Origin of the sequence: Streptomyces sp. NPDC049879, from assembly GCF_044461265.1 — a bacterium.
GTDB lineage: Bacteria > Actinomycetota > Actinomycetes > Streptomycetales > Streptomycetaceae > Streptomyces.
Genome location: NZ_JBITKT010000003.1, coordinates 758,318 through 779,151 on the forward strand (window position 1 = coordinate 758,318; position 20,834 = coordinate 779,151).

The 20,834-nt window shown below is 74.3% G+C and carries 20 protein-coding genes; 8 read left to right on the forward strand and 12 right to left on the reverse strand.

Annotated elements, in window-relative coordinates; genetic code table 11:
- Positions 1-12: 12 nt before the first annotated feature.
- From solA to ACIBPC_RS14385, 7 genes are all read right to left on the reverse strand, one after another.
- The gene (solA, locus tag ACIBPC_RS14355; RefSeq protein WP_398844379.1) at positions 13-1,125 is read right to left on the reverse strand and encodes an N-methyl-L-tryptophan oxidase; all 1,113 of its coding nucleotides are present in this window, start codon (positions 1,123-1,125) and stop codon (positions 13-15) included.
- A 146-nt stretch (positions 1,126-1,271) separates the two neighbouring features.
- Positions 1,272-2,924 (reverse strand): FAD-binding dehydrogenase, encoded by a 1,653-nt coding sequence (locus tag ACIBPC_RS14360; protein ID WP_398844169.1) that lies wholly within the window; start codon positions 2,922-2,924, stop codon positions 1,272-1,274.
- Positions 2,925-2,996: 72 nt separating this feature from the next.
- Complete coding sequence (locus tag ACIBPC_RS14365; RefSeq protein WP_398844172.1) at positions 2,997-3,881, reverse strand: biotin-dependent carboxyltransferase family protein; 885 nt, start codon at positions 3,879-3,881, stop codon at positions 2,997-2,999.
- A complete protein-coding gene (gene pxpB / locus ACIBPC_RS14370; RefSeq protein ID WP_398844175.1) occupies positions 3,878-4,504 on the reverse strand; it encodes a 5-oxoprolinase subunit PxpB in 627 nt (208 codons plus the stop codon). The genes ACIBPC_RS14365 and pxpB overlap by 4 nt, the downstream gene beginning before the upstream one ends.
- Complete coding sequence (locus ACIBPC_RS14375; protein ID WP_398844178.1) at positions 4,501-5,277, reverse strand: LamB/YcsF family protein; 777 nt, start codon at positions 5,275-5,277, stop codon at positions 4,501-4,503. Before ACIBPC_RS14375 ends, pxpB begins: the two co-directional genes overlap by 4 nt.
- A gap of 69 nt (positions 5,278-5,346) precedes the next feature.
- Positions 5,347-6,603, reverse strand: coding sequence for an SLC13 family permease (locus ACIBPC_RS14380; RefSeq protein WP_398844382.1), 1,257 nt, complete (start codon positions 6,601-6,603; stop codon positions 5,347-5,349).
- A 193-nt stretch (positions 6,604-6,796) separates the two neighbouring features.
- Positions 6,797-7,684 (reverse strand): hypothetical protein, encoded by an 888-nt coding sequence (locus tag ACIBPC_RS14385; protein ID WP_398844180.1) that lies wholly within the window; start codon positions 7,682-7,684, stop codon positions 6,797-6,799.
- A gap of 182 nt (positions 7,685-7,866) precedes the next feature.
- Between ACIBPC_RS14385 and ACIBPC_RS14390 the strand changes: the two genes are divergently transcribed.
- The 4 genes from ACIBPC_RS14390 to ACIBPC_RS14405 all read left to right on the forward strand — a co-directional run bounded on the left by ACIBPC_RS14390 (position 7,867) and on the right by ACIBPC_RS14405 (position 10,687).
- Positions 7,867-8,256, forward strand: a complete 390-nt coding sequence (locus tag ACIBPC_RS14390) for a DUF202 domain-containing protein (protein ID WP_362962838.1) — start codon at positions 7,867-7,869, stop codon at positions 8,254-8,256.
- Entirely contained in the window at positions 8,253-8,558 is a 306-nt protein-coding gene (locus tag ACIBPC_RS14395; RefSeq protein WP_362962836.1) for a DUF202 domain-containing protein, read from the forward strand. The genes ACIBPC_RS14390 and ACIBPC_RS14395 overlap by 4 nt, the downstream gene beginning before the upstream one ends.
- Positions 8,559-8,611: 53 nt before the next feature.
- Complete coding sequence (locus ACIBPC_RS14400; RefSeq protein ID WP_362962834.1) at positions 8,612-9,073, forward strand: MaoC family dehydratase; 462 nt, start codon at positions 8,612-8,614, stop codon at positions 9,071-9,073.
- Positions 9,074-9,373: 300 nt separating this feature from the next.
- A complete protein-coding gene (locus ACIBPC_RS14405) occupies positions 9,374-10,687 on the forward strand; it encodes a hypothetical protein (protein ID WP_362962832.1) in 1,314 nt (437 codons plus the stop codon).
- A 149-nt stretch (positions 10,688-10,836) separates the two neighbouring features.
- Here ACIBPC_RS14405 and ACIBPC_RS14410 read toward each other — a convergent pair whose 3' ends face one another.
- The 5 genes from ACIBPC_RS14410 to ACIBPC_RS14430 form a co-directional block, all read right to left on the reverse strand.
- Positions 10,837-11,103: a hypothetical protein gene (locus ACIBPC_RS14410; protein ID WP_362962830.1), complete on the reverse strand. Its 267-nt coding sequence runs from the start codon at positions 11,101-11,103 to the stop codon at positions 10,837-10,839.
- 380 nt (positions 11,104-11,483) lie between these two features.
- Complete coding sequence (locus ACIBPC_RS14415) at positions 11,484-12,662, reverse strand: aldose epimerase family protein (RefSeq protein ID WP_398844184.1); 1,179 nt, start codon at positions 12,660-12,662, stop codon at positions 11,484-11,486.
- A 367-nt stretch (positions 12,663-13,029) separates the two neighbouring features.
- Positions 13,030-13,935 (reverse strand): carbohydrate ABC transporter permease, encoded by a 906-nt coding sequence (locus ACIBPC_RS14420; RefSeq protein ID WP_362968141.1) that lies wholly within the window; start codon positions 13,933-13,935, stop codon positions 13,030-13,032.
- A complete protein-coding gene (locus ACIBPC_RS14425) occupies positions 13,935-14,834 on the reverse strand; it encodes a carbohydrate ABC transporter permease (RefSeq protein WP_398844188.1) in 900 nt (299 codons plus the stop codon). Before ACIBPC_RS14425 ends, ACIBPC_RS14420 begins: the two co-directional genes overlap by 1 nt.
- 138 nt (positions 14,835-14,972) lie before the next feature.
- Positions 14,973-16,271, reverse strand: coding sequence for an ABC transporter substrate-binding protein (locus ACIBPC_RS14430; RefSeq protein ID WP_362968143.1), 1,299 nt, complete (start codon positions 16,269-16,271; stop codon positions 14,973-14,975).
- A gap of 331 nt (positions 16,272-16,602) precedes the next feature.
- Here ACIBPC_RS14430 and ACIBPC_RS14435 point away from each other — a divergent pair, with 331 nt between their 5' ends.
- Genes ACIBPC_RS14435 through ACIBPC_RS14450 form a run of 4 tightly spaced genes read left to right on the forward strand, consistent with a single transcriptional unit; the run spans position 16,603 to position 20,820 of the window.
- Positions 16,603-17,721: an ROK family transcriptional regulator gene (locus ACIBPC_RS14435; protein ID WP_362968144.1), complete on the forward strand. Its 1,119-nt coding sequence runs from the start codon at positions 16,603-16,605 to the stop codon at positions 17,719-17,721.
- Complete coding sequence (locus tag ACIBPC_RS14440; protein WP_398844193.1) at positions 17,718-18,833, forward strand: substrate-binding domain-containing protein; 1,116 nt, start codon at positions 17,718-17,720, stop codon at positions 18,831-18,833. Before ACIBPC_RS14435 ends, ACIBPC_RS14440 begins: the two co-directional genes overlap by 4 nt.
- A complete protein-coding gene (locus ACIBPC_RS14445) occupies positions 18,773-19,600 on the forward strand; it encodes an ATP-binding cassette domain-containing protein (RefSeq protein ID WP_398844196.1) in 828 nt (275 codons plus the stop codon). Before ACIBPC_RS14440 ends, ACIBPC_RS14445 begins: the two co-directional genes overlap by 61 nt.
- Positions 19,597-20,820, forward strand: coding sequence for a sugar ABC transporter permease (locus ACIBPC_RS14450; RefSeq protein WP_362968147.1), 1,224 nt, complete (start codon positions 19,597-19,599; stop codon positions 20,818-20,820). Before ACIBPC_RS14445 ends, ACIBPC_RS14450 begins: the two co-directional genes overlap by 4 nt.
- The last annotated feature ends 14 nt before the right edge of the window (positions 20,821-20,834 follow it).

Below are 20,834 nucleotides of genomic sequence, written 5' to 3' on the forward strand. Positions count from 1 at the left end.
GGAACGGCGGACTCAGGCGGCGCCGCCGAACCGGTCGGGCCCGAACAGGCCGATCGGATGGGCGGTGCTGCCGGTCAGCGCCAGGTCGGCGAGGATCTCGCCCACGACCGGCACGAACTTGAAGCCGTGCCCCGAGAAGCCGCACGCAACCGTGACGGCCGGGTGCGCGGGGTGCGGCGCGATGACGAAGTGCTCGTCGGGCGTCGTGGTGTACATGCACGTCGCGGCGCGCAGGTGGCGTCCCGGGAGGGTCGGCAGGCGGTCGGCCGCGTAGGCCGCGATGTCCGCGATCTCCGCGGGGCGCACCGTGCGGTCGATGGTCTCGGGGGTGCACTCCTCGCCCTTGCGGAAGAACGCGACCTTGGCGCCGCCCTCGGGCCCCTCGACGGCGGGGAAGCCGTAGATCTGGGCGCCCTCCGGGTCCTCCCAGATGTAGACCGGGTGGCGCTCCGGCGCGTAGGGGGCCGTGCCGCCGGTGGGCGAGAACCAGTGCATGACCTGCCGTTCGACGGTGAACGGCACGCCCAGGCCGGGGAGTTCGCGCGGCGCCCAGGCGCCGGGGCACAGCACGAGGTGCCCGGCCGTGTACGTGCCGCGCGCGGTGGTCACGCGCACGCCGCGGCCGCCCGGCAGCGCCTCCCACGAGGTGGCGGGCTCGTGGAACCGCAGGTCGGCCCCCGCCCTGGTGGCCAGCTCGATCTGGGCGGCGACCGTCTCCTCGGGGCGCAGCAGCCCGGCGCGCGGCTCGAAGAGGGCGATGTCGTCGTCGTGCGGCGCGAAGGTGGGGAAGCGGCGGCGTATCTCCGGGGCGTCGAGGATCTCGTGCGGCAGGTCCCAGGTCTCGGCGGAGTGGCGGCTGCCCGCGACGGTGCGGCTGTCGGGGCGGCCGATCATCAGGCCGCCGCAGAGGGTGGCGACGTCGCGGCCGGTGGCGCGCCCGAGGCGCTCGTACAGCTCGTAGGCGCGCAGCAGCAGGGGCACGTACGCGGCGCCCTCGAAGTACGACTGCCGCGTGATGCGCGAGGCGCCGTGGCTCGACCCCTGGGCGTGGGCCGGGCCGAACTTCTCCAGGCCGAGGACGCGGGCGCCCCGCGCCGCGAGGTGGTCGGCGGCGGCGCTGCCCATGCCGCCGACGCCCAGCACGATGACGTCGTACCCCGTCGGTACAGCGGGCACAATCGGCACGGTCGGCACGGGGTTCCTCCTGGGGGTGCGGGGCCGGCGGGGACCGTCCCACTGTCTCGCACGGCCCCGGGCGCGCGTGCCCCGGGTCAGCCGACGGCGCGGGCGGCGGCGCGGCCCGCGGTCCGGCCGGAGAAGAGGCAGCCGCCGAGGAACGTGCCCTCCAGCGAGCGGTAGCCGTGCATCCCGCCGCCACCGAACCCGGCGGCCTCGCCCGCCGCGTACACGCCGGGCAGCGGTTCGCCGTCCGGGGTGAGGACGCGGCCGGACAGGTCGGTCTCCAGGCCGCCGAGCGTCTTGCGGGTGAGGATGCCGAGGCGGACGGCGATGAGCGGCCCCGCGTCCGGGTCGAGCATGCGGTGCGGCGGGGCGACGCGGACGAGGCGGTCGCCCAGGTAGCGGCGGGCGGCGCGGACGGCGGCGAGCTGGAGGTCCTTGGAGAACGGATTGCGGATCTCCCGGTCGTGGTCCTCGACGCGGCGGCGCAGCGCGGCCTCGTCGATCAGGGGCTCGCCGGTGAGGGCGTTCATGCCGCGCACGAGGGCGGACAGGTCGCGTTCGACCACGAAGTCGGGGCCGTGGTCCATGAACGCCTGGACGGGCGCGGGCGCCCCGGCGCGGGCGCGGCCGATGACGTCGCGGACGCTCTTGCCGGTCAGGTCGGGGTTCTGCTCGGAGCCGGAGAGCGCGAACTCCTTCTCGATGATGCGGCGGGTCAGGACGAACCACGTGTGGTCGTACCCGGTGCGGGTGATGTGGGCGAGCGTCCCGAGGGTGTCGAAGCCGGGGAAGTAGGGGGCGGGGAGCCGTTCGCCGGTGGCGTCGAGCCACAGCGACGAGGGGCCGGGGAGGATGCGGATGCCGTGCCGGGACCAGACGGGGTCCCAGTTGGTGATGCCCTCGGTGTAGTGCCACATGCGGTCGCGGTTGACGGCGTGGGCGCCCGCCTCCTCGGCGATGCCGATCATGCGGCCGTCCACGTGGGCGGGCACGCCGGACAGCAGGCGCGCGGGCGGGGTGCCGAGGCGCTGCGGCCAGTGGGCGCGGACGAGGTCCTGGTCGCCGCCGATGCCGCCCGAGGTGATGACGACGGCCTGGGCGCGCAGGCTGAACGCGCCCGCGACGTACCGGTTGCTCGCGGTGCCGCGGCGGGCGGCGCTGGGGGCGAGGACGTCGCCTGTGACGGTGTCCACGGTCCCGGCGGTGGCGGCGAGGCCGGTGACGCGGTGGCGGAAGCGGAGCTGGACGAGGCCGCGCTCGGCGGCGCGGCGCACGCGGCGTTCGAACGGGGCGAGGACGCCGGGGCCCGTGCCCCAGGTGATGTGGAAGCGGGGCACGGAGTTGCCGGGGCCGGTCGCGTCGCCGCCGCGCTCGGCCCAGCCGACGACGGGGAAGAACCGTATGCCGTGGCCGCGCAGCCAGGAGCGCTTCTCCCCGGCCGCGAAGTCGACATAGCTCTCCGCCCAGCGGCGCGGCCAGTGGTCCTCCGGCCGGTCGAACCCGGCGGTGCCGAGCCAGTCCTGCCAGGCCAGCGCGTGGCTGTCGCGGACGCCGAGGCGCCGCTGCTCGGGGGAGCCGACGAGGAAGAGGCCGCCGAACGACCAGTGGGCCTGGCCGCCGAGGGACGCCTCGGGCTCCTGGTCGAGGAGGAGGACGCGGCGGCCCGCGTCGGCGAGTTCCGCGGTGGCGACGAGACCGGCCAGACCGGCTCCGATCACGATCACGTCGGCGTCGTACGCCATGCCGTCCCGCCTCCCCTGCCGCGCTGCCGGTGGTGGTGCCGGACCGATCCTGCGGGTGGGGCGGGTGTGGCGTCAACCGTTGCGGGGGCGGGGCAGGAAGCGCAGGGGGGTGCCGGGGGCGGCCTGCGCGGCGGCGGCGAGGGCGCGTTCGGGGACGACACCCGCGACGGGGTAGCCGCCGGTGGTGGGGTGGTCGGCGAGGAAGACGACGGGGCGTCCGTCGGGCGGGACCTGGACGGCGCCGAGGACCATGGGTTCGCTGGGGAGTTCGCCGTGGCGGGCGCGGGTGAGGGCGGGGCCTTCCGTGCGCAGTCCGACGCGGTTGCTGTCGGCGGACACGCGGTAGGGGGCGGTGGCCAGGGTGGCGGCGGCGTCGGGGGTGAGCCAGTCGTCGCGGGGGCCGAGCAGCAGCGGCAGGACGAGGGTGGCGGGCGGTGCGGGCTGGGGCACGGCGTCGGTGGGTGCCGGGCGCGGGGGCGGGGCGCCGAGCGGGAGGACGTCGCCGGTGCGCAGGGGCGCGGGGCCGAGGCCGGACAGCAGGTCGGTCGAGCGGCTGCCGAGGACGGGCGGGCAGGCGATGCCGCCGGAGAGCGCCGCGTAGGTGCGTACGCCGCTGGTGGCGGGGCCGATGTCCAGGACGGCCCCGGCGGGCACGGTGAAGGCCAGGCCCCAGGGGGCGGGGCGGCCGTCGACGGTGACGGGGCAGGGCGCGCCGGTGAGGGCGGCCGTGAGCGGGGCGTGGGCGCGCAGGGCGCAGCCGGTGAGGGTGGTCTCCAGGGTGGCGGCGTCGGGCGGGTTGCCGACGAGGCGGTTGGCGAGGAGGTGGGCGGGCGGGTCGAGCGCGCCGGAGCGGGGGACGCCGAGGTGGGCCTGCCCGGGGCGGCCGAGGTCCTGGACGGTGGTGAGGGCTCCGGGGCGCACGACGGTGCAGGCGCGGTCGTTCGTGCGGCCGGTCATGCCGGCGCTCCGGGGGCGGCGGTGAAGCGTACGCGGGTGCCGGGCGTCAGCAGCGCGGCGGGCTCGCGGGCGGGGTCCCACAGGACCGCGTCGGTCGTGCCGATGAGCTGCCAGCCGCCGGGCGAGGCGGTGGGGTAGACGCCGGTGTAGGGCCCGGCCAGGGCGACGGACCCGGCGGGCACGGAGGTGCGGGGTGTGGCGCGGCGCGGTACGGCGCGGTCGTCGGGCAGGCCCGTGAGGTAGCCGAAACCGGGCGCGAAGCCGCAGAAGGCGACGGTGAATTCGGTGGCGGCGTGGAGACGGGCGGCCTCCGCCGGGGTGACGTCCCACAGCGCGGCCACGTCGGCGAGGTCGGGCCCCGTGTAGCGGACGGGGATCTCGACGGTGCCGCTCTCGCCGGGGGTGGCGGGCGGGATGTCCCAGGTGGGGAGCGCGCGGGCCAGTGCGGCGGGGTCGGTGAGGCCGTCGAGCAGGACGGTGCGCGCCGCGGGGACGATCTCGGCGACGGGCGGCAGGGTCCCGGCGGCGCGGCGGCGGAGCAGTTCGGCGTGGAGGGCGCGGGTGCGTTCTCCCGTGGGGAGTTCGACGAGGAGGGCGCGGTCGCCGTAGGGCAGGACGTTCATGCGAAGCGCTCCAGGGTGATCCCGGCGGCGGTGAGGGCGTCGCGTACGCGGCGGGCGAGGTCCTGCGCGCTGTCGGTGTCGCCGTGCAGGCACAGGGACCGGGCGCGGACGGCGACGCGTTCCCCGTCGTGGGAGGTGACCTCGTGGTCGCGGGCGATGCCGACGGACCGCTGGACGACCGCCTCCGGGTCGGTGACGACGGCGCCCGGCTCGCTGCGCGGCAGGAGGGTGCCGCGTGCGGTGTAGGCGCGGTCGGCGAACGCCTCGTCCACGGTGGGGAGTCCCGCGGCGCGCGCGGCCTCGTGCAGGCGCGAGCCGGGCAGGCAGAGCACGGGCAGGGGGCGGCCGGTCAGGGTGATGCCCTCGATGACGGCGGCGGCCTGGGCCGGGTCGTGGACGACGCGGTTGTAGAGCGCGCCGTGGGGCTTCACGTACGAGACGGCGGAGCCCGCCGCGCGGGCGAAGAGGTCCAGCGCGCCGATCTGGTAGGCGACCTCGGCGGCCAGTTCGGCGTGCGGGACGTCCATGGTGCGGCGGCCGAAGCCCGCGAGGTCGCGGTAGCTGACCTGCGCGCCGATGGCGACGCCCCGGGCGGCGGCGAGGTCGCAGACGCGGCGCATGGTCGCCGGGTCGCCCGCGTGGAAGCCGCAGGCGACGTTGGCGCTGGTGACGAGCGTGAGCAGCGCGTCGTCGTCGGTCAGCCGCCAGCGGCCGAAGCCCTCGCCGAGGTCCGCGTTCAGGTCGATGGTCGGTGGGGTCGGTGGGGTCGTCATGTGCCTCGCCGTTCGCCGTGCCGGGGTACGCCGGGTCCCATCATGGCGGGCCGCGCGGCGGGCGTCGCGTCAGATCCCGATGGTGCGCAGCGCGGCCCACAGGGCGACGACGGCGAGCACGAGCGAGGCCGGGACGGTGAGCAGCCCGAGGCGGGTGAACGTGGCGAGCCGCGCGTCCGTGCCGTGCGCGTGGAGGGTGCGGCGCCACAGCAGGGTGGCGAGCGAGCCGGCGTACGTGAGGTTGGGGCCGATGTTCACGCCGATCAGGACGGCGAGGACGGCGCCGGGGCCGATGGGGGCGGCGAGCGGGAGGAGGACGAGGACGGCGGGCAGGTTGTTGACCAGGTTGGCCAGCAGGGCGGCGAGCGCGGCGAGGCCCAGCAGCGCGGGCAGGGAGGTGCCGGAGGGGACGAGGCGGCCGAGCGCGTCGGCGAGCCCGTTGTCCATGACGGCGCGGACGACGACGCCGAGCCCGAGGACGAAGGCGAGGAACGGCAGGCCCGCCGCGCGGACCAGCTCCCCCGGCGTCGTGCGGCGCCTGGCCAGGGCGCGGACGGCGAGCACGGCCGCGCCCGCGGCGGCGGCCCACACCGGTTCGAGGCCGAAGGCGGAGACGACGGCGAAGCCGGCCAGCGTGCACAGGACCGTGACCAGCGCGAACCACGGCATGCCCAGGGGCTCCTCCCTCTCCCCCGGGCCGGTGCCCCCGGCCAGCTCGGCGGCGAAGAAGCGGCGCGTCACCGCGTACTCCACGGCGATCGCGACCAGCCAGGGCAGCGCCATCAGCGCGGCGAAGCGGGCGAAGCCGAGGCCGCTGGCGGTGAACGCCAGCAGGTTCGTCAGGTTGGAGACGGGGAGGAGGAGCGAGGCGGTGTTGGACAGGTGCGCGGTCGCGTAGACGTGCGGCTCGGGGCGCGCGCCGAGGCGGGCGGCGGTGGCGAGGACGACCGGGGTGAGCAGGACGACGGTCGCGTCGAGGCTGAGCACGGCGGTGATCAGCGAGGCGGTGACGAAGACGTGGCCGAGCAGCCGCCGGGGGCTGCCCGCGGCCGTCCTGGCCATCCAGGCGCCGCAGGCGCGGAAGAGCCCCTCGGTGTCGCACAGCCTGGCCAGGATCAGGACGGCGGCGAGGAACCCGGCGACGGGCGCGAGCCGTTCCAGCTCCTCCCCCGCGTGGTCGGTGCTGACCGCCCCGGTGACGACGACGAGCAGCGCGGCGGGCACGGCGACGGCCGCCTCGGTCCAGCCGCGGGGGCGGAAGACCGCGCTGAGGAGGACGGCGGTGAGGAGGGCGGTCGAGAGCGTCTCGGCGAGTGCGGTGTTCAGCGGCGGGCTTTCCTGTGACGGCGCGTGGTGCGGGCCTGGTGGTCGGCGGGTGGCCGTCGGGCCGGTTCTCCGCGCCCGGGGTGAGGGGGCGGGGAGAACCGGCCGCGCACGTCGTCGGGCGGGCGGCCGGTCATGGCGGCAGTCTGCCAGGCCCGCGACGGCGGGCCGCGCCGACCGGCGGCGGGTACGGGAGCTAGGCGAGGGTGCCGGTCCAGGAGGCGCTGCGGGTGTCCGTGGTCGTGTACCAGACCTCGACCACCAGCTCGGTGCCGTCCTCCCCCGCCGGGATGGCGAAGGTGGGCGTGTACTCCGCTGTCTCGCCGGGCGCGAACTCGCCGTCGAGGGGCTCGCTGCCCTCGAAGAACAGCGCCTCGGCCTCGGTGCCGACGGCGTCCGCGACGTACGGCTCGAAGACGGCCGTGTCGACGGGCCGGTCCGAGCCGTTCACGATGGTCATCTCCACCTGGAACGGGGTGCTGCCCTCCGTGATGCCGGAGGACTCGCCCAGGGTGTCGAGCGGCACCTCGGTGAGCGCCGACACGGTCACGGACACCCCGTCGTCCCAGGTGAAGGCCTCGCCCACCGCGACCCCGTTCGGCGGCTCGGTGTGACCGGTGTCACCGGCGTCCTCGGTGCCGCAGCTGTCGTCCCGCCAGGCGCCGTCCTCCCACACCCACGGGATCTCCTGCTCCGTCGTCCCGCCCTCGGCCGTGGGGTCGCTGATGGTGGCGAGCACCCGGGCGCTCGTCCCGTCGAACTCCGCGATCTCCACCCGGTCGAGGGCCGCGCCCTCGGGCGCGGCGGCGGCCAGGTCGAACACCTCTCCGAGTTCGGCGGCGGTCATGGCCTCCCGGCAGGCGGCGCTCCACCCGGTGTGCACGGCCTCGGCGTCGGCGTCGAGCATCGCGGCGAAGCTGTCGTCCACGGCCTGGCGCAGTTCCTCCTCGGTACCGGCGGCGGCGGTGGTGCTCTCGCCGCCGCCACCGTCGTCGCCGTCCGATCCGCACGCGGTGGCGGACAGGGCAAGGAGGGTGGCGACGGCGGCGGTCAGGGTGCCCCTGCGGGCACGCGTCGTTGTCATGATCAGAAGAATGAGCCATCGCAGGGTGCGGTGACGGCCATGTGCCGCTTCTGTGATCATCGCGCCAGGAGTTCCCCGTCCGTTGTCCCAGGTTTCCCGGAGGCTTGAGGTCCCGGGGGCGGCGCGTGGGCGGGGGTGTCCCTGCGGTGGAGGGGTGGACGGCGCCTGATTAGGGTCGTCACATGATCAGACGGGCCAGGGACGCGGTGCGGCTGTGGTTCTCGCCGCAGCGCGTGCGGGCCGAGGGCAGCCAGCCTGATTATCGGTTCAGCTTGGCCAACGAGCGGACCTTCCTGGCGTGGCTGCGCACCGGGCTCGCCCTGCTGGCGGGCGGCATCGCCGTGGACCAGTTCCTCACCGGGCTGCCGGGGCCGTTCCGCACCGTCGTCGCCGTCGTGCTGCTCGCGGGCGGCGGGCTGTGCGCGATCCGCGCCGTCAACCACTGGGTCCGCACGGAACGCGCCATGCGCCGCGGCGAGGACCTCCCCGCCGGGCGGTTCCCCGCGCTCCTCGCGGTGACGACGGCCCTGGCGGCGCTGGCGGTCGTCGTCGCCGTGCTGGTGAGCGGATGACGGGCGGCGCGCCGCCCGGGGCGCAGCGCGAGCGCACGCGGCTCGCGTGGCGGCGTACGACCCTGGCGTTCGCGGTGGTCCTGGTGCTGGCCGCCCGCGAGGGCGTGCGGACGGGCCGGGGCTGGGTCGCCGTGGCCGTGGCGGCGGCGCTGTGGGTCGCCTTCCTCGCCCTGGCCCACCGCAGGCTGCTCGCCCTGTCGGGGACGGGGCCGCCCCCGGCGCCGGTGGCGGCCGTCGTGGGCGCCGCCTGCGCGGTCACCGGGACGGCGGTGTGCGCCGTCGTGCTGGTGGCGGACGGCTGAGTCCTGCCCGCCCGCCGGGGCCGGCGCACAGGGTCCGGCGGTACGGTGGCGGGATGGCCGAGCCTCGTGTCTTCGCGTCACCGGCCGAGCTGCGCGCCGCCGTCGGCGAACCGCTCGGCACCGGTGACTGGCTCGGCGTGGACCAGGAGCGCGTCGACCTGTTCGCGGCGGCCACCGGCGACCACCAGTGGCTGCACGTCGATCCGGCGCGCGCGGCGGCCGGGCCGTTCGGCACGACGATCGCGCACGGCTACCTGACCCTCGCCCTGCTGCCCGCCCTGGTCCCCGGCCTGCTGCGGGTCGCGGGGACGCGCATGGCGGTCAACTACGGGGTGAACAAGGTGCGTTTCCCCGCGCCGCTGCCCACCGGTTCCCGGGTACGGGCGACCGGGCGGATCGCGGACGCCGCCGACGTGCCGGGCGGCGTGCAGCTCGTCCTCGCCGTGCTGGTGGAGCGCGAGGGCGGCGAACGCCCCGTCTGCGCCGCCGAGACCGTGACCCGCTACTACCTCTGACCACCCCCCGGGCCGCGCGGCGGCGCCGGGGCGGGCGTCGGGGGCGCGGCGAACTGCGGGGAGCGCGTGCGGGACGGCGCGTGCGCCGTCTGCGCCGGGGCGTGCGGAGGAAACACAACTGCTGCGTACGCGTACGGATCATTCATGTACTCACCGTCAACCAACCGGCTACTCCACGCCACTTGACATGACGAAATACCGAAAAAGCAACCCGATGGTGTGATGTCGGGGCAGGGGCGCGACCGCGAACGCCTCCGTGCGCCCTGTCGGCCGGGCCGTCCGCATGAGACGACAGGACACATGACGAACCGGCGCGGTCCCAACCTTCAGTTGCGGACGCTGCTCATCGAGGCCGGCTGGACCCAGGAAGCCCTGGCCCGCGCGGTGAACACCCTCGGCGGCGAGATAGGGGCGGTGCTGCGCTACGACCGCACCGCCGTCGCCCACTGGCTGTCCGGCACCCAGCCGCGGCACCCCGTCCCCCAGCTCGCCGCCGAGGCGCTCTCACGCCGCCTCGGGCGCTCCGTCACGCCGGAGGCGGCCGGATTCCCCGGCGCGGTGCGCGAGAGCGTCCCCACGGACGCCGTGAGCGGCTTCACCGCGCTGGCGCGCGCCGACGCGGACGCCGGGCGGCGCGCGCCGCTGCACCAGCGCCCGTACCGCGTGGCGGACGCGACGGTGCCCGCGCCGCCCGAGGCACCCGAGCCGGGCAGGCCGCTCGGCTCGCGCACCGACGAGACGACGGCGCTGCACGACGCCGTCGCGTTCTTCGCCGCGTCCATCGACACGCACGGCGGGCGGCACGCGCGCAGCGCCCTGTCCGCGTACCTCGCCGACGACGTGGCCCCGCTCCTCGCCGCCGCGCCGCCGGGGCGCCACCGGGCCGAACTCCTCGTCCTCGCCTCGCGGCTGGCGTTCCTGCTGGCCCGCATGTACGAGGACGGGCTGCTGCACGGCGTCGCCCAGCGGTACTACACGTACGCCCAGCGCCTCGCGGCCGAGTCGGGGGACCGGACGGCGTGGAGCGTCGTGCTGCGCGCCATGAGCGCCCAGGCGCAGCGGCTCGGGCACCTCCCCGCGGCGCTGCAACTGGCGGAGGCGGCGCACGAGGGGGCGCGTACGGCGCCGCACGCGCACCAGGCGTACGTCCAGGCGCAACTGGCGGTGGTCCTCGGGCAGAACGGGGACCGGCGCGGGGCGCTCGCCGTCATGGGGCGCGCCGAGCGGGCGGCGGAGCGGTCGCACAGCGGCGCGTCGCCGTTCGACAACTACCCGGTGGCGGCGCTGCACTTCCAGACGTCGGCGATGCTGGAGGCCATCGGGGAGCTGCCGGGCGCGCTCGCCGCGCTGCGCCGCGCCTCGGGTGAGCGGGCGCCGTCCGACCTGCGCGGCCGGGCGCTGAGCCAGGCGAGGTTCGGTCAACTGCTGTTGCGCACCGGGCATCTGGACGAGGCGTGCGCGGCGTGGGAGGGGTTCCTCGTCACGCAGGAACGGTTGCGCTCCGGCGACGCGGAGCGCGCGCTGCGCGACATACGGCAGGCGCTGCGGCCCTACCGCAACCGGAAGCGCGCGGCCGAACTGCTCGCGCGCACGGTGCCCGCCGGGAACCGCTGAGCGGGCGGCGGCGGATACGCGGACGGCCACCGCGTCGACCCGGGTGTCGTCGCGCGGTGGCCGGAGGGGAACGGACGGGTGGCGGTGAGCGCGTCAGGTCCGCCGCGCGGGCGCCGCCTCCCCTGGGGTCGGCCGCGCCCGCCGGTCGGTCAGCCGCGCCCGCCGAACAGCGTGCGCCGCAGCCTGCGCAACGGCGCGAACAGCAGCACCCGTGCGCCGCGGCTGGTGTGCGCGGCGCGCTTGTCACGCCGGGTGAGCTCCAGCATGAGCGAGGTGGCCTCTTCGGCGTCGCGCTGCGGCACGGCGGGTCCGGAGAGCACACTCAGATGACGGTCGAGCCGCGCGCTGGTCGCGCTGCTCCCGCAGTTGATGGCAGGCACGCGGGGCGGCCTGCTGCGCGCTGTTATCTGCTCCATGACTCTCCCACCCGTACAACGACACCCGGTCCGGGCAGGGTAACCCTAACGCCCCACACGAGCGCGTGGGTATCCCGGTCCCACGATTCACCTTGCCCAGCAACGGGGTTGACGAACACCGCCGGAGGCGTCCGCACCCCGGATCACCTCGCGTCACCGCGAAAAAGCCCCATGCGCCTGGCTTGTCCCCGGCACCGGGGCGGCAGCCGCCACGCGGTGCCGCCATCCACCCACACGGAGGAATCGTCGGATCCCCGCCACCTCCCGTCCCGCGGGGTCGCGGCGGGGGGCGGCGGGGTCGGGACGGCTTGCCGATCATGACGAGAATCACGTCGGCGGACCGGTCCTGACGGCGCGGACGGCCCGGTGCGCGCCCCCTCTCACGCCCGGCGGACGCCGAACCCGTAGACGGTGGACGAGCTGTAGGTCTGCCCCGGCCGCAGCACCGTGCTCGGGAAGGCCGGCTGGTTGGGCGAGTCGGGGAAGTGCTGGGTCTCCAGGCACAGGGCGTCGCTCTGCCGGTAGAACGAGCCCGAGGTGCCCGCGAACGAGCCGTCGAGGAAGTTGCCGGTGTAGAACTGCACGCCCGGCTCCGTCGTGCTGACGGTCATCGTCCGCCCCGACGCGGGGTCGTACACGGTGGCGAACTGCTCCGGGCGCCGGGTGATGCCCTTGTCCAGGACGAAGTTGTGGTCGAAGCCCTGGCCGAAGCGGAGCTGCTCGTGCGACCTGCGGATGTCGCGGCCCACGGGCTTGGCGCGACGGAAGTCGAAGGGCGTGCCCGCGACGGGCGCCAGGTCGCCGGTGGGGATCAGCGTCGAGTCGACGGGGGTGAAGCGTGCGGCGGCGAGCTGGACCTGGTGGTCGAGGACGGTGCCCGAGCCCTCGCCCGCGAGGTTCCAGTACGTGTGGTTGGTGAGGTTGACGACGGTCGGGGCGTCGGTGGTGGCGCGGTAGTCGATGCGCAGGGCGCCGTCGTCGGTGAGCGAGTAGTCGACGCGGACGTCCAGCGTGCCGGGGTAGCCCTCCTCGCCGTCGGGGCTGGTGCGGGTGAGGGCGAGGGAGGCGGGCCCGGTGGGCTCGACGTGCCACACGTGCTTGTCGAAGCCCTGGTTGCCGCCGTGCAGGCTGTTCGGGCCGTTGTTGACGGGGAGGCTGTAGGTGCGCCCGTCGAGGGTGAAGCGTCCGGCGGCGATGCGGTTGCCGTAGCGGCCGATGAGGGCGCCGAAGTAGGGCGAGAGCGTGAGGTACGGCTCCAGGCTCGCGAAGCCGAGGGACACGTTCGCCGTCTCGCCGCGGCGGTCGCGTACCTCCAGGGTCTGCACGATGCCGCCGTAGCTGAGGACCTTCAGGAGGGTGCCGCCGCGGGAGAGCGTCCAGCGGTGGACGTCGCGGCCGTCGGGGAGGTGCCCGAAGACCTCCTGGCGCGGTCCGCGGCCCGTGCCGCCGTGTGACGCGGGGGCGGCGGCGGTGGTGTCGGCGGCGCTGGCCACGCCGGACGTGGCGGCCACGCCCGCGGCCACGGCCGAGGTGAGGATCGTGCGTCTGCTGGGTGTCATGACCGGTTACTCCTCGTCGCGCAGTGATCTCGGAGTGCAGCGTTCGCTTTTTTCGCTTTCGGTTCGACTCTGCGAGGCGAGAAGCTAGGCGGGCCGCTGACACCGCGTCAAGAGTTATGCAGGGTGAATCCCGGGACTCCTGGTGAAATCGCAGGTCAGCGCGTGGACTTCACACGACGGCGCGGCCGGGGCGAGACGCGGGCGTGATCTTGCCGCAGGGCACATGGTGGACAGGGCGGCGTTCCGGAGCCGCGCGCTCCCCGCCGTTCCCACATTTATCCAAGCGGCCGGACGACGGCATGCGGGCCCCGCGCCCCGGCCGTGCGGCCGGGGCGCGGGGCCCGCGCGGGTCGGATTCCTCCCCGGGTCAGCTCTTGACCGAGCCGGACATCAGCCCGCCGATGAAGTACTTGCCGAGGACGATGTAGACCAGCAGGGTCGGCAGCGAGGCGAAGAGCGCGCCCGCCATGGAGACGCCGTAGTTCTGCAGCAGGGCGCCGTTGGCGAGGTTGTTCAGCGCCAGGGTCACCGGGCCGTTCTGGCTGGAGGAGAAGAACACCGCGAACAGGAAGTCGTTCCACGCCGAGGTGAACTGCCAGATGAGCACGACGACGAAGCTCGGCACCGAGATCGGCAGGATCACCGACCAGTAGGTGCGCAGCAGTCCGGCGCCGTCCATGCGGGCGGCCTCGACCAGTTCGTGCGGGACCGTCTGGTAGTAGTTCCGGAAGATCAGCGTCGTGATCGGGATGCCGAAGACCACGTGGAGCAGGATCAGGGTCGGGATGCCGCTCGGCAGGCCCAGGTCGAGCACCAGCTCGTTCAGCGGGATGATCACGGCCTGGTAGGGGATGAACATCCCGAACAGGATCAGCGTGAACACGAGGTTCGCGCCCCGAAAGGACCAGCGGGAGAGCACGAAGCCGTTGACCGAGCCGAGGACCGCGGCGATCAGCGCCGACGGGACGACCATCTGCACGGTGCGCCAGATCGCCGGGGCCAGGGCGTCCCAGGCCGTCTCCCAGTTGTCGAACGTCCAGGTGCTCGGCAGGTTCCAGGCGCGCTCGGGGGCGGCGTCGCCTGGGCCCTTGAAGCTCGTCACCAGCAGGACGTAGACGGGGATCAGGACGATCAGGAGGAAGAGGAGCAGCGCGGCGTAGCGCAGCGTGCGGGCGAGGGTGAAGCCCTTGGGGCGGCGCGCGCGCTCGGGAGACGCGGCCGGGAGGCCCGCGGCGGTCCCCGGGGGGACCGGCTGGGTGGAGAGCGTGGCCATCACTTCTCCCTGCGATTCGTGCGGATGAGGTAGGGCACGACCACGAGGGCCACGAGGACCAGGAGGATCGTTCCTACGGCGGCGGCGTTGGCGTAGTCGAAGCTCGACTTAAACATGTACATGTCGACGGCCGGGACCTTGGTCTGGTAGTTCGCCGGTTTCGAGATGGACATGATCAGGTCGAACGACTTCAGCGACATGTGGCCGATGATGATCAGCGCGGACAGCGCGATCGGGGACAGCTGCGGGAACAGCACGTGGCGGTAGAGCTGCCAGGTGGTCGTGCCGTCCATGCGGGCCGCCTCGCGCAGTTCCTCGGGGATGCCCCGGAAGCCGGCGAGGAAGAGCGCCATCACATAGCCGGACAGCTGCCAGATCGCGGGGATCGCGATGGCGGTGATGCCGTAGTCGACGTTGTTCCACCAGTTGCTCTGGAGGAAGTCGAGGCCCACCATCTGGAACAGCCGGTTGAGTCCCGTCGCGCTCTCGTCCTGCCCGGAGTTGAGCAGCCACCGCCACACCACACCGGAGGCGACGAAGGAGATCGCCATCGGGAAGAGGTAGACGGAGCGGAAGATGCCCTCGCCCTTGATCGGGCGCTCCAGCAGCCAGGCCCACAGGAAGCCCATGAACATGGTCCCGGCCAGGAAGAGGACGGTGTAGAGCAGGAGGTTCTTCAGCGAGTGCTGGAACGCCTCGTCGCCGAGGAGGTCGAAGTAGTTGCTGAACCAGACGGTGCCCGAGGGCTCCTGGCCCGTCGTCTGGGCCGCCGTGTGGATGTCGGTCGTCGACGTCTGGAAGTTGACGGCGATCAGACCGTAGACGAACACGCCTATCAGGATCAGCGAGGGGGCCAGGAGCAGCAGCGGCGCCCCGGCACGTCTGAGGGTCTTGGTCATTGAGGTCTCCCTGAGCGCCGCGGCGCGCCGCCGGAAGGTCCGGCGGGCTCGCCGCGGGCGCGGTCCGGATGGGGCGCCGCGGGACGGGGGCGTACGGCACGGTCGTCCGGCCGCCGCCCCCGTCGTGTCGCCGCGGGGTCAGTCCGTGCTGACCGCCGACGCGAGCTCCGACTGGAACGCCGCGAGGTCGGACGCTCCGGAGGTGAACTTGCTGGTGGCGTCCGTGATGGCGTTCAGCGTGGCCACCGGGGCGGCGGCGCCGTGCGCCAGGGAGGAGACGATGGTGTCCTGGGCGAACGACTCGATGGCCGTCTGCTGGTACTCCGAGAAGTCGGCCGGGTCGGCGTCGGTGCGCGCCGGGATGGAGCCCTTGGCGGCGTTGAACGCGGTCTGGCCCTCGGCGGAGCTGATGGTCTCCAGCCACGCCTCGGCGCCCGCCTCGTGGGGCGCGCCCACCGGGAGGGTGAAGGAGTCGGCGAGGAAGTCGAAGACACCGTCGGTGCCGGGGACCGGCGCCGCGTTGAAGTCGGTGCCGAGGGTCTTGCCCTGCTCCTCGAACGCGGCGATGGCCCAGTCGCCCATCACGTTGAAGGCGGCGTTGCCGTCGATGACCATCTGGGTGGCCTCGGGCCAGTCCAGGCCGTCGCGGTCGCTGTTGGTGTAGCTCATCGCGCGCTCGAAGTCCTCGAGGGCGGCGGTGACGTCGGCGCCCTCCCAGTCCGTGGTCCCGTCCCACAGGCCGGAGTAGGCGTCGGAGCCGAGGTCGGACAGCAGGATCGTCTCCAGCAGGTGGACCTGGGTCCACGCGGTGGCGACGGACAGCGGCGTGACGCCCGCGTCCTGGAGGGTGTCCATGTCCGCGAACCACTCGTCGAGCGAGTTGTAGGTCTTCTGCGGGTCGATGCCGTTCTCCTCCAGCACCGACGCGTTGGACCACATCATGTTGGCGCGGTGGATGTTGGAGGGGATCGAGTAGATCTTGCCCTCGTGCGTCAGCAGGTCCACCAGGTCGGCGGGGAAGGCCTCGCGCAGGTCGAACTCGTCGTACAGCGACGAGACGTCCTGGAGCTGTCCGGCGTTGATGTAGTCCAGCAGCTCGGCGCCCGCGTGCGCCTGGAACGTGTCCGGCGGGTCGTTGGCCTGGAGGCGGGACTGCAGGAGGTCCTTCGCCGCGGAGCCCGCGCCACCGGCGACGGCGCCGTTGATGAACTCGGTGTCCGGGTGCTGCTCGTCGAAGACGCCGACCAGGGCGTCCAGACCGGCCTTCTCGGAACCGGCCGCCCACCAGGTGAAGACCTCGACCTCGGAGTCGGAGCCGCCGCCCTCCGAGCCGCCGCCACCGCCGCCGCCGTTGGAGTTCCCGCTGCACGCGGAGAGTGTGAAGGCGGTGACGGCGGCGCCCGCCACCATCATGCCTATTTTGCGATTGACACGCATGCGAGTCCCTACGCCTTCATTGCCGTACCTGGGATCGGCGCGCAGGGGGACGGCGCGCCGCCGACGGGCGCCGTTGCGCCCTCGTTGTCCGGCAGTCATCAAAGGCCCAGGATTCGTTGAAGTCAAGAAGTAAATTCATAACGAACGGGAAGCGGTCCTTGGAGTTGGATCACATACCCAACGGGGAGCGGTCGCGCCGCGTCCCGAACGCCCCCTGGACGGCGGGGCATGACCGGTCGGCACAGCAGCGGGTATCCTCCCGACTGTGCGCGCTGATCGGGTGACACCGGGCTCACAGACTTCACTGCGTGAGGCCAACCGAGCCCGCATCGTGAGCGCCGTTCAGCGATGCGGTTCCCTGACGCAGATCGAGCTGGCCGGCGTCACCGGGCTGTCCCCGGCCACGGTGTCCAACATCGTCAAGGAGCTGACGCAGCTCGGCGTGCTCCACACCTCGCCCTCCACCCGCAGCGGCAGGCGGGCGCTGCGCGTCACCCTCGCCCGCAACCTCGGCCTCGTCGCGGGCGTCCACTTCGGCTTCCGCTCGCTGCGGGTCGCGCTCGCCGACGCCTCGATGCAGGTGCTGACCGACCAGTCGATGCCGCTGGCGCCCGACCACCGGGCGGACACCGGGCTGCGCCGGGCGGCGCTGCTGGTCATGGAGATGATCGACTCCCTCGACGCGCGCCCCGAGGAACTCCTCGCCGTGGGCGTCTGCCTGCCCGCCCCGGTCGACCACCGCACGGGCCGCATCACCACGCTCGGCATGCTGCGCGGCTGGGACGGCGCGGTCGTCCCCGAGGTGATCGGCGAGGAACTCGGCGTCCCCGTGACGGTGGACAACGACGCGAACCTCGGCGCCCTCGCCGAGACGCGCTTCGGGGCCGCCGCCGGACACGACGCCGTCGCGTACCTGCGGGTGTCCCACCGGGTGGGCGGCGGACTCGTGCTGGGCGGCAGGCTCGTCCACGGCCGCGCGGGCGGCGCGGGCGAGATAGGCCATGTGACGGTCGACGCCAACGGGCCCATCTGCCGCTGCGGCAACCGCGGTTGCCTGGAGACCTTCGTGGGCGCCCCGGCGCTGCTCGGGATGCTCGCCGCCAGCCACGGGCACCTCACGCTGCGCGACGTCATCGCCCGCGCCACGGAGGGCGACGCAGGCTGCCGCCGCGTGCTCTCCGACTCAGGGCAGCACCTGGGCGTCGCCGCCGCCAACCTGTGCAACCTCGTGGACCCGGAGATCGTCGTGGTCGGCGGCCAGCTCGCCGAGGCGGGCGAGATTCTGCTCGGCCCGATGCGCACGGTCGTCGAACAGCGCACGATGCCCAGCACGGCGGGCCCCGTCCGCGTCGTCGCCGCCGGACTCGGCCCCTCCGCCGAGGTGCGCGGCGCGCTCGCCGTCGCCCTCGACACCGCCCGCATCGGCGGGGCGCTGGGGGTGACGACATGACCGGCGCCGACCGCACGTCCCCCTGGCGCGGCCGCCTCGCGGCGTGGACGGCCGGGCTCTGCGCGCTCGTCCTCGTCGTGACGGGCGCCGTGTTCGCGGCGGGCGCGGACCGCGACGCGTCCGAGGGCGCCATCGCCCTGCTGCTCCCCGAGGTCGAGACGGCACGCTACGAGACCACGGACCGGCCCACGTTCATGGGCATCGTCGACCAGCGCTGCCCCGGCTGTGAGGTGTACTACGCCAACGCCGACCAGAACGCGGCGACCCAGCAGCAGCAGGCGGAGTCGATGCTCGCGCGCGGCGCGGACGTCCTGGTCCTCGACGCCGTGGACGCGGTGGCCGCCGTCAGCATCGTGCAGGAGGCGAAACGGTACGGCGTGCCGGTCATCGCCTACGATCGGTTCATCGCCGACGCCGACGTCGAGTACTACGTATCCTTCGACAGTGAGCTGATCGGCTACCTCCAGGGAACCGCCCTGGTCGCGGCCGTCGAGGAGCGGGGTCCACGCCAGGACGGGCGTCCCCCCGGCGTCCTCCTCGTCGACGGGTCCCCGACCGATCCCAACTCGGCGGAACTGGCCGCGGGAGTCCGCCGTGCGCTCGAGGGAGAGGGCATCGAAGTGCTGGCCCAGTACGACACACCCGACTGGAGCCCGGACCGGGCCACCGACTGGGTCGAGAGCCGGCTGACCGAGTTCGGCGACCGCGTCGACGGCGTGTACGCGGCCAACGACGGCATCGCGGGCGGCGCCGTCGCCGCGATGAAGGCCGCCGGGTTCGACCCCGTGCCGCCGGTCACCGGCCAGGACGGCGAGCTGGCCGCCGCGCAGCGCATCATCTCCGGAGATCAGTACATGACCGTCTACAAGGCCACCACCGAGCAGGCACGCACGGCCGCCGAACTCGCCGTGCGCGTGCTGCGCGGCGAGGAGCCCCGCACCACCGCGGTGATCGACGGCGTCCCGAGCATGCTGCTGGCCCCCCGCGCGGTCGGCGCGCGGGACGTGCACCACGTCCTCGTCGCGGGCGGCGTGTACTCGGTGGACGAGATATGCACCGAGGCCTACCGCACGGCCTGCGACCGCGCCGGACTCCGCGAGGAGACGCCGTGAGCACGCCCGCCCCCCGCCGCGCCCCCGTGCTCTCGCTGCGCGGCGTCTCGAAGAACTTCGGCGGCGTCCGCGCCCTCACCGGCATCGACCTCGACGTCCACCCGCACGAGGTGCTGGCCGTCGTCGGCGACAACGGCGCGGGCAAGTCCACGCTCGCCGGGGTGATCTCCGGCGTGTACCGGCCCGACGCGGGCCAGATCACGCTGGACGGCGAGCCCGTGACCCTGGACTCCCCCGCCACCGCCCGCAACCTCGGCATAGCCGCCGTCTTCCAGGACCTCGCCCTCTGCGACAACCTCGACGTCGTCGAGAACCTCTTCCTCGGGCACGAACCGACGCGCGGCGGCTTCCTCGACGAGGTCGCGATGGAGCGCAAGGCCTGGGAACTCCTCGGCCAGCTCGCCACCAGCGTCCCCTCCGTACGGCTGCCGGTCCGCGCCCTGTCCGGCGGGCAGCAGCAGGTCGTCGCCGTCGCGCGCGCCCTGCTCGGCTCGCCCCGGGTCGTCGTCCTCGACGAGCCGACCGCCGCCCTCGGCATCCGCCAGACCGCCGAGGTGCTGAACCTCGTGGAACGGCTGCGCGACCGCGGCCACGCCGTCGTCGTGATCAGCCACCAGGCCGCCGACCTCCAGGCGGTCGCCGACCGGTTCGTCGTCCTGCGGCTCGGCCGCATGGGCGGGGAGCTGGACGCGGCGAACGCCGGGTACGAGGACCTGCTCGCCGCGATGACCGGCGTGAGCCGCCCGAGCGGCAGGAAGCCACGATGACCCGCGCCCCCGCGCCCGCCCCGGTGCGCACCCACGTCGCCGCCTTCGACAGCGGCGAGTCGTCCCTGCCGAACCTGCTGCGCCGCATCCCCGACCGGGAGCTGGGCATGGTCCCCGTGATCGGCGCGCTCGCCGTGATCTGGGCCGTCTTCGGCCTGGTCAACCCCGCGTTCCTGTCCGCCGAGAACCTCGTCAACCTCACGCTCCAGTCCGCCCCGACCGGCGTGATCGCGCTCGGCGTCGTCCTCGTCCTGCTCGTGGGGCAGATGGACCTGTCGGTCGGCTCGGTCAGCGGGCTCGCCGCCGCCGTCGTCGCCGTCACGACCGTGCTGCACGACTGGCCGATCGGGCTCGGCATCCTGCTCGCGCTCGCCGTGGGCGTCGCCGTGGGCCTGTGCTACGGCTTCGCGGCCACCCGGCTCGGGCTGCCCAGCTTCGTGCTGACGCTCGCCGGGCTGCTGATCCTGGCCGGTGTGCAGCTGCGGGTGCTCGGCTCGCGCGGGTCGATCAACCTGCCGTTCGAGTCCTGGCTGGTGCGGTTCGCGCAGCAGGGCTTCCTGTCGCCGCTGGCCGCGTGGGCGCTGGTCGCGGCGGCCGTGACGGTCGTGACGGCCGTGCAGCTCCTGGAGCACGCGCGCCGCGCCCGGGCCGGTCTGCCGCGGATCGGGACGGGCAGGCTGGTCCTGCGGACGGCCGGGCTCGCCGCCGTGCTCAGCGCGACCGTCGCGTACCTGGGGACGGCCAGGGGCATCGGCTACCCGGTGGTCCTGTTCGTGTCCCTGGTGGTCGTGGTCGACGTGCTGCTGCGCCGTACGCGGTGGGGGCGGTCGGTGCGGGCCGTGGGCGACAACCGGCGCTCGGCGCTGCTGGTCGGCGTGGCGGTGCGGCGTACGACGGTCTCCTGCTTCGTCGCCTGCTCGGCGCTCGCCGCGCTCGGCGGCGTCCTCGCGGCGGGCAGGCTCGCCGCCGCGAACCAGGGGACGGGCGGCGCGGACACGTACCTCACCGCGATCGCGGCCGCGGTGATCGGCGGGACGAGCCTGTTCGGCGGGCGGGGCAACGCCTGGTCGGCGGTGGTCGGCGTGCTCGTCATCACGTCGATCTCCAACGGCCTGACGCTGCTGGACCTGGACACCGCGTCGCGCTACATCGTCACCGGCTCCGTCCTCGTCCTGGCGCTCGCCGCCGACACGGCCCTTCGCCGCCACCGCAGCCCCTGACCCGTCGGGAATCC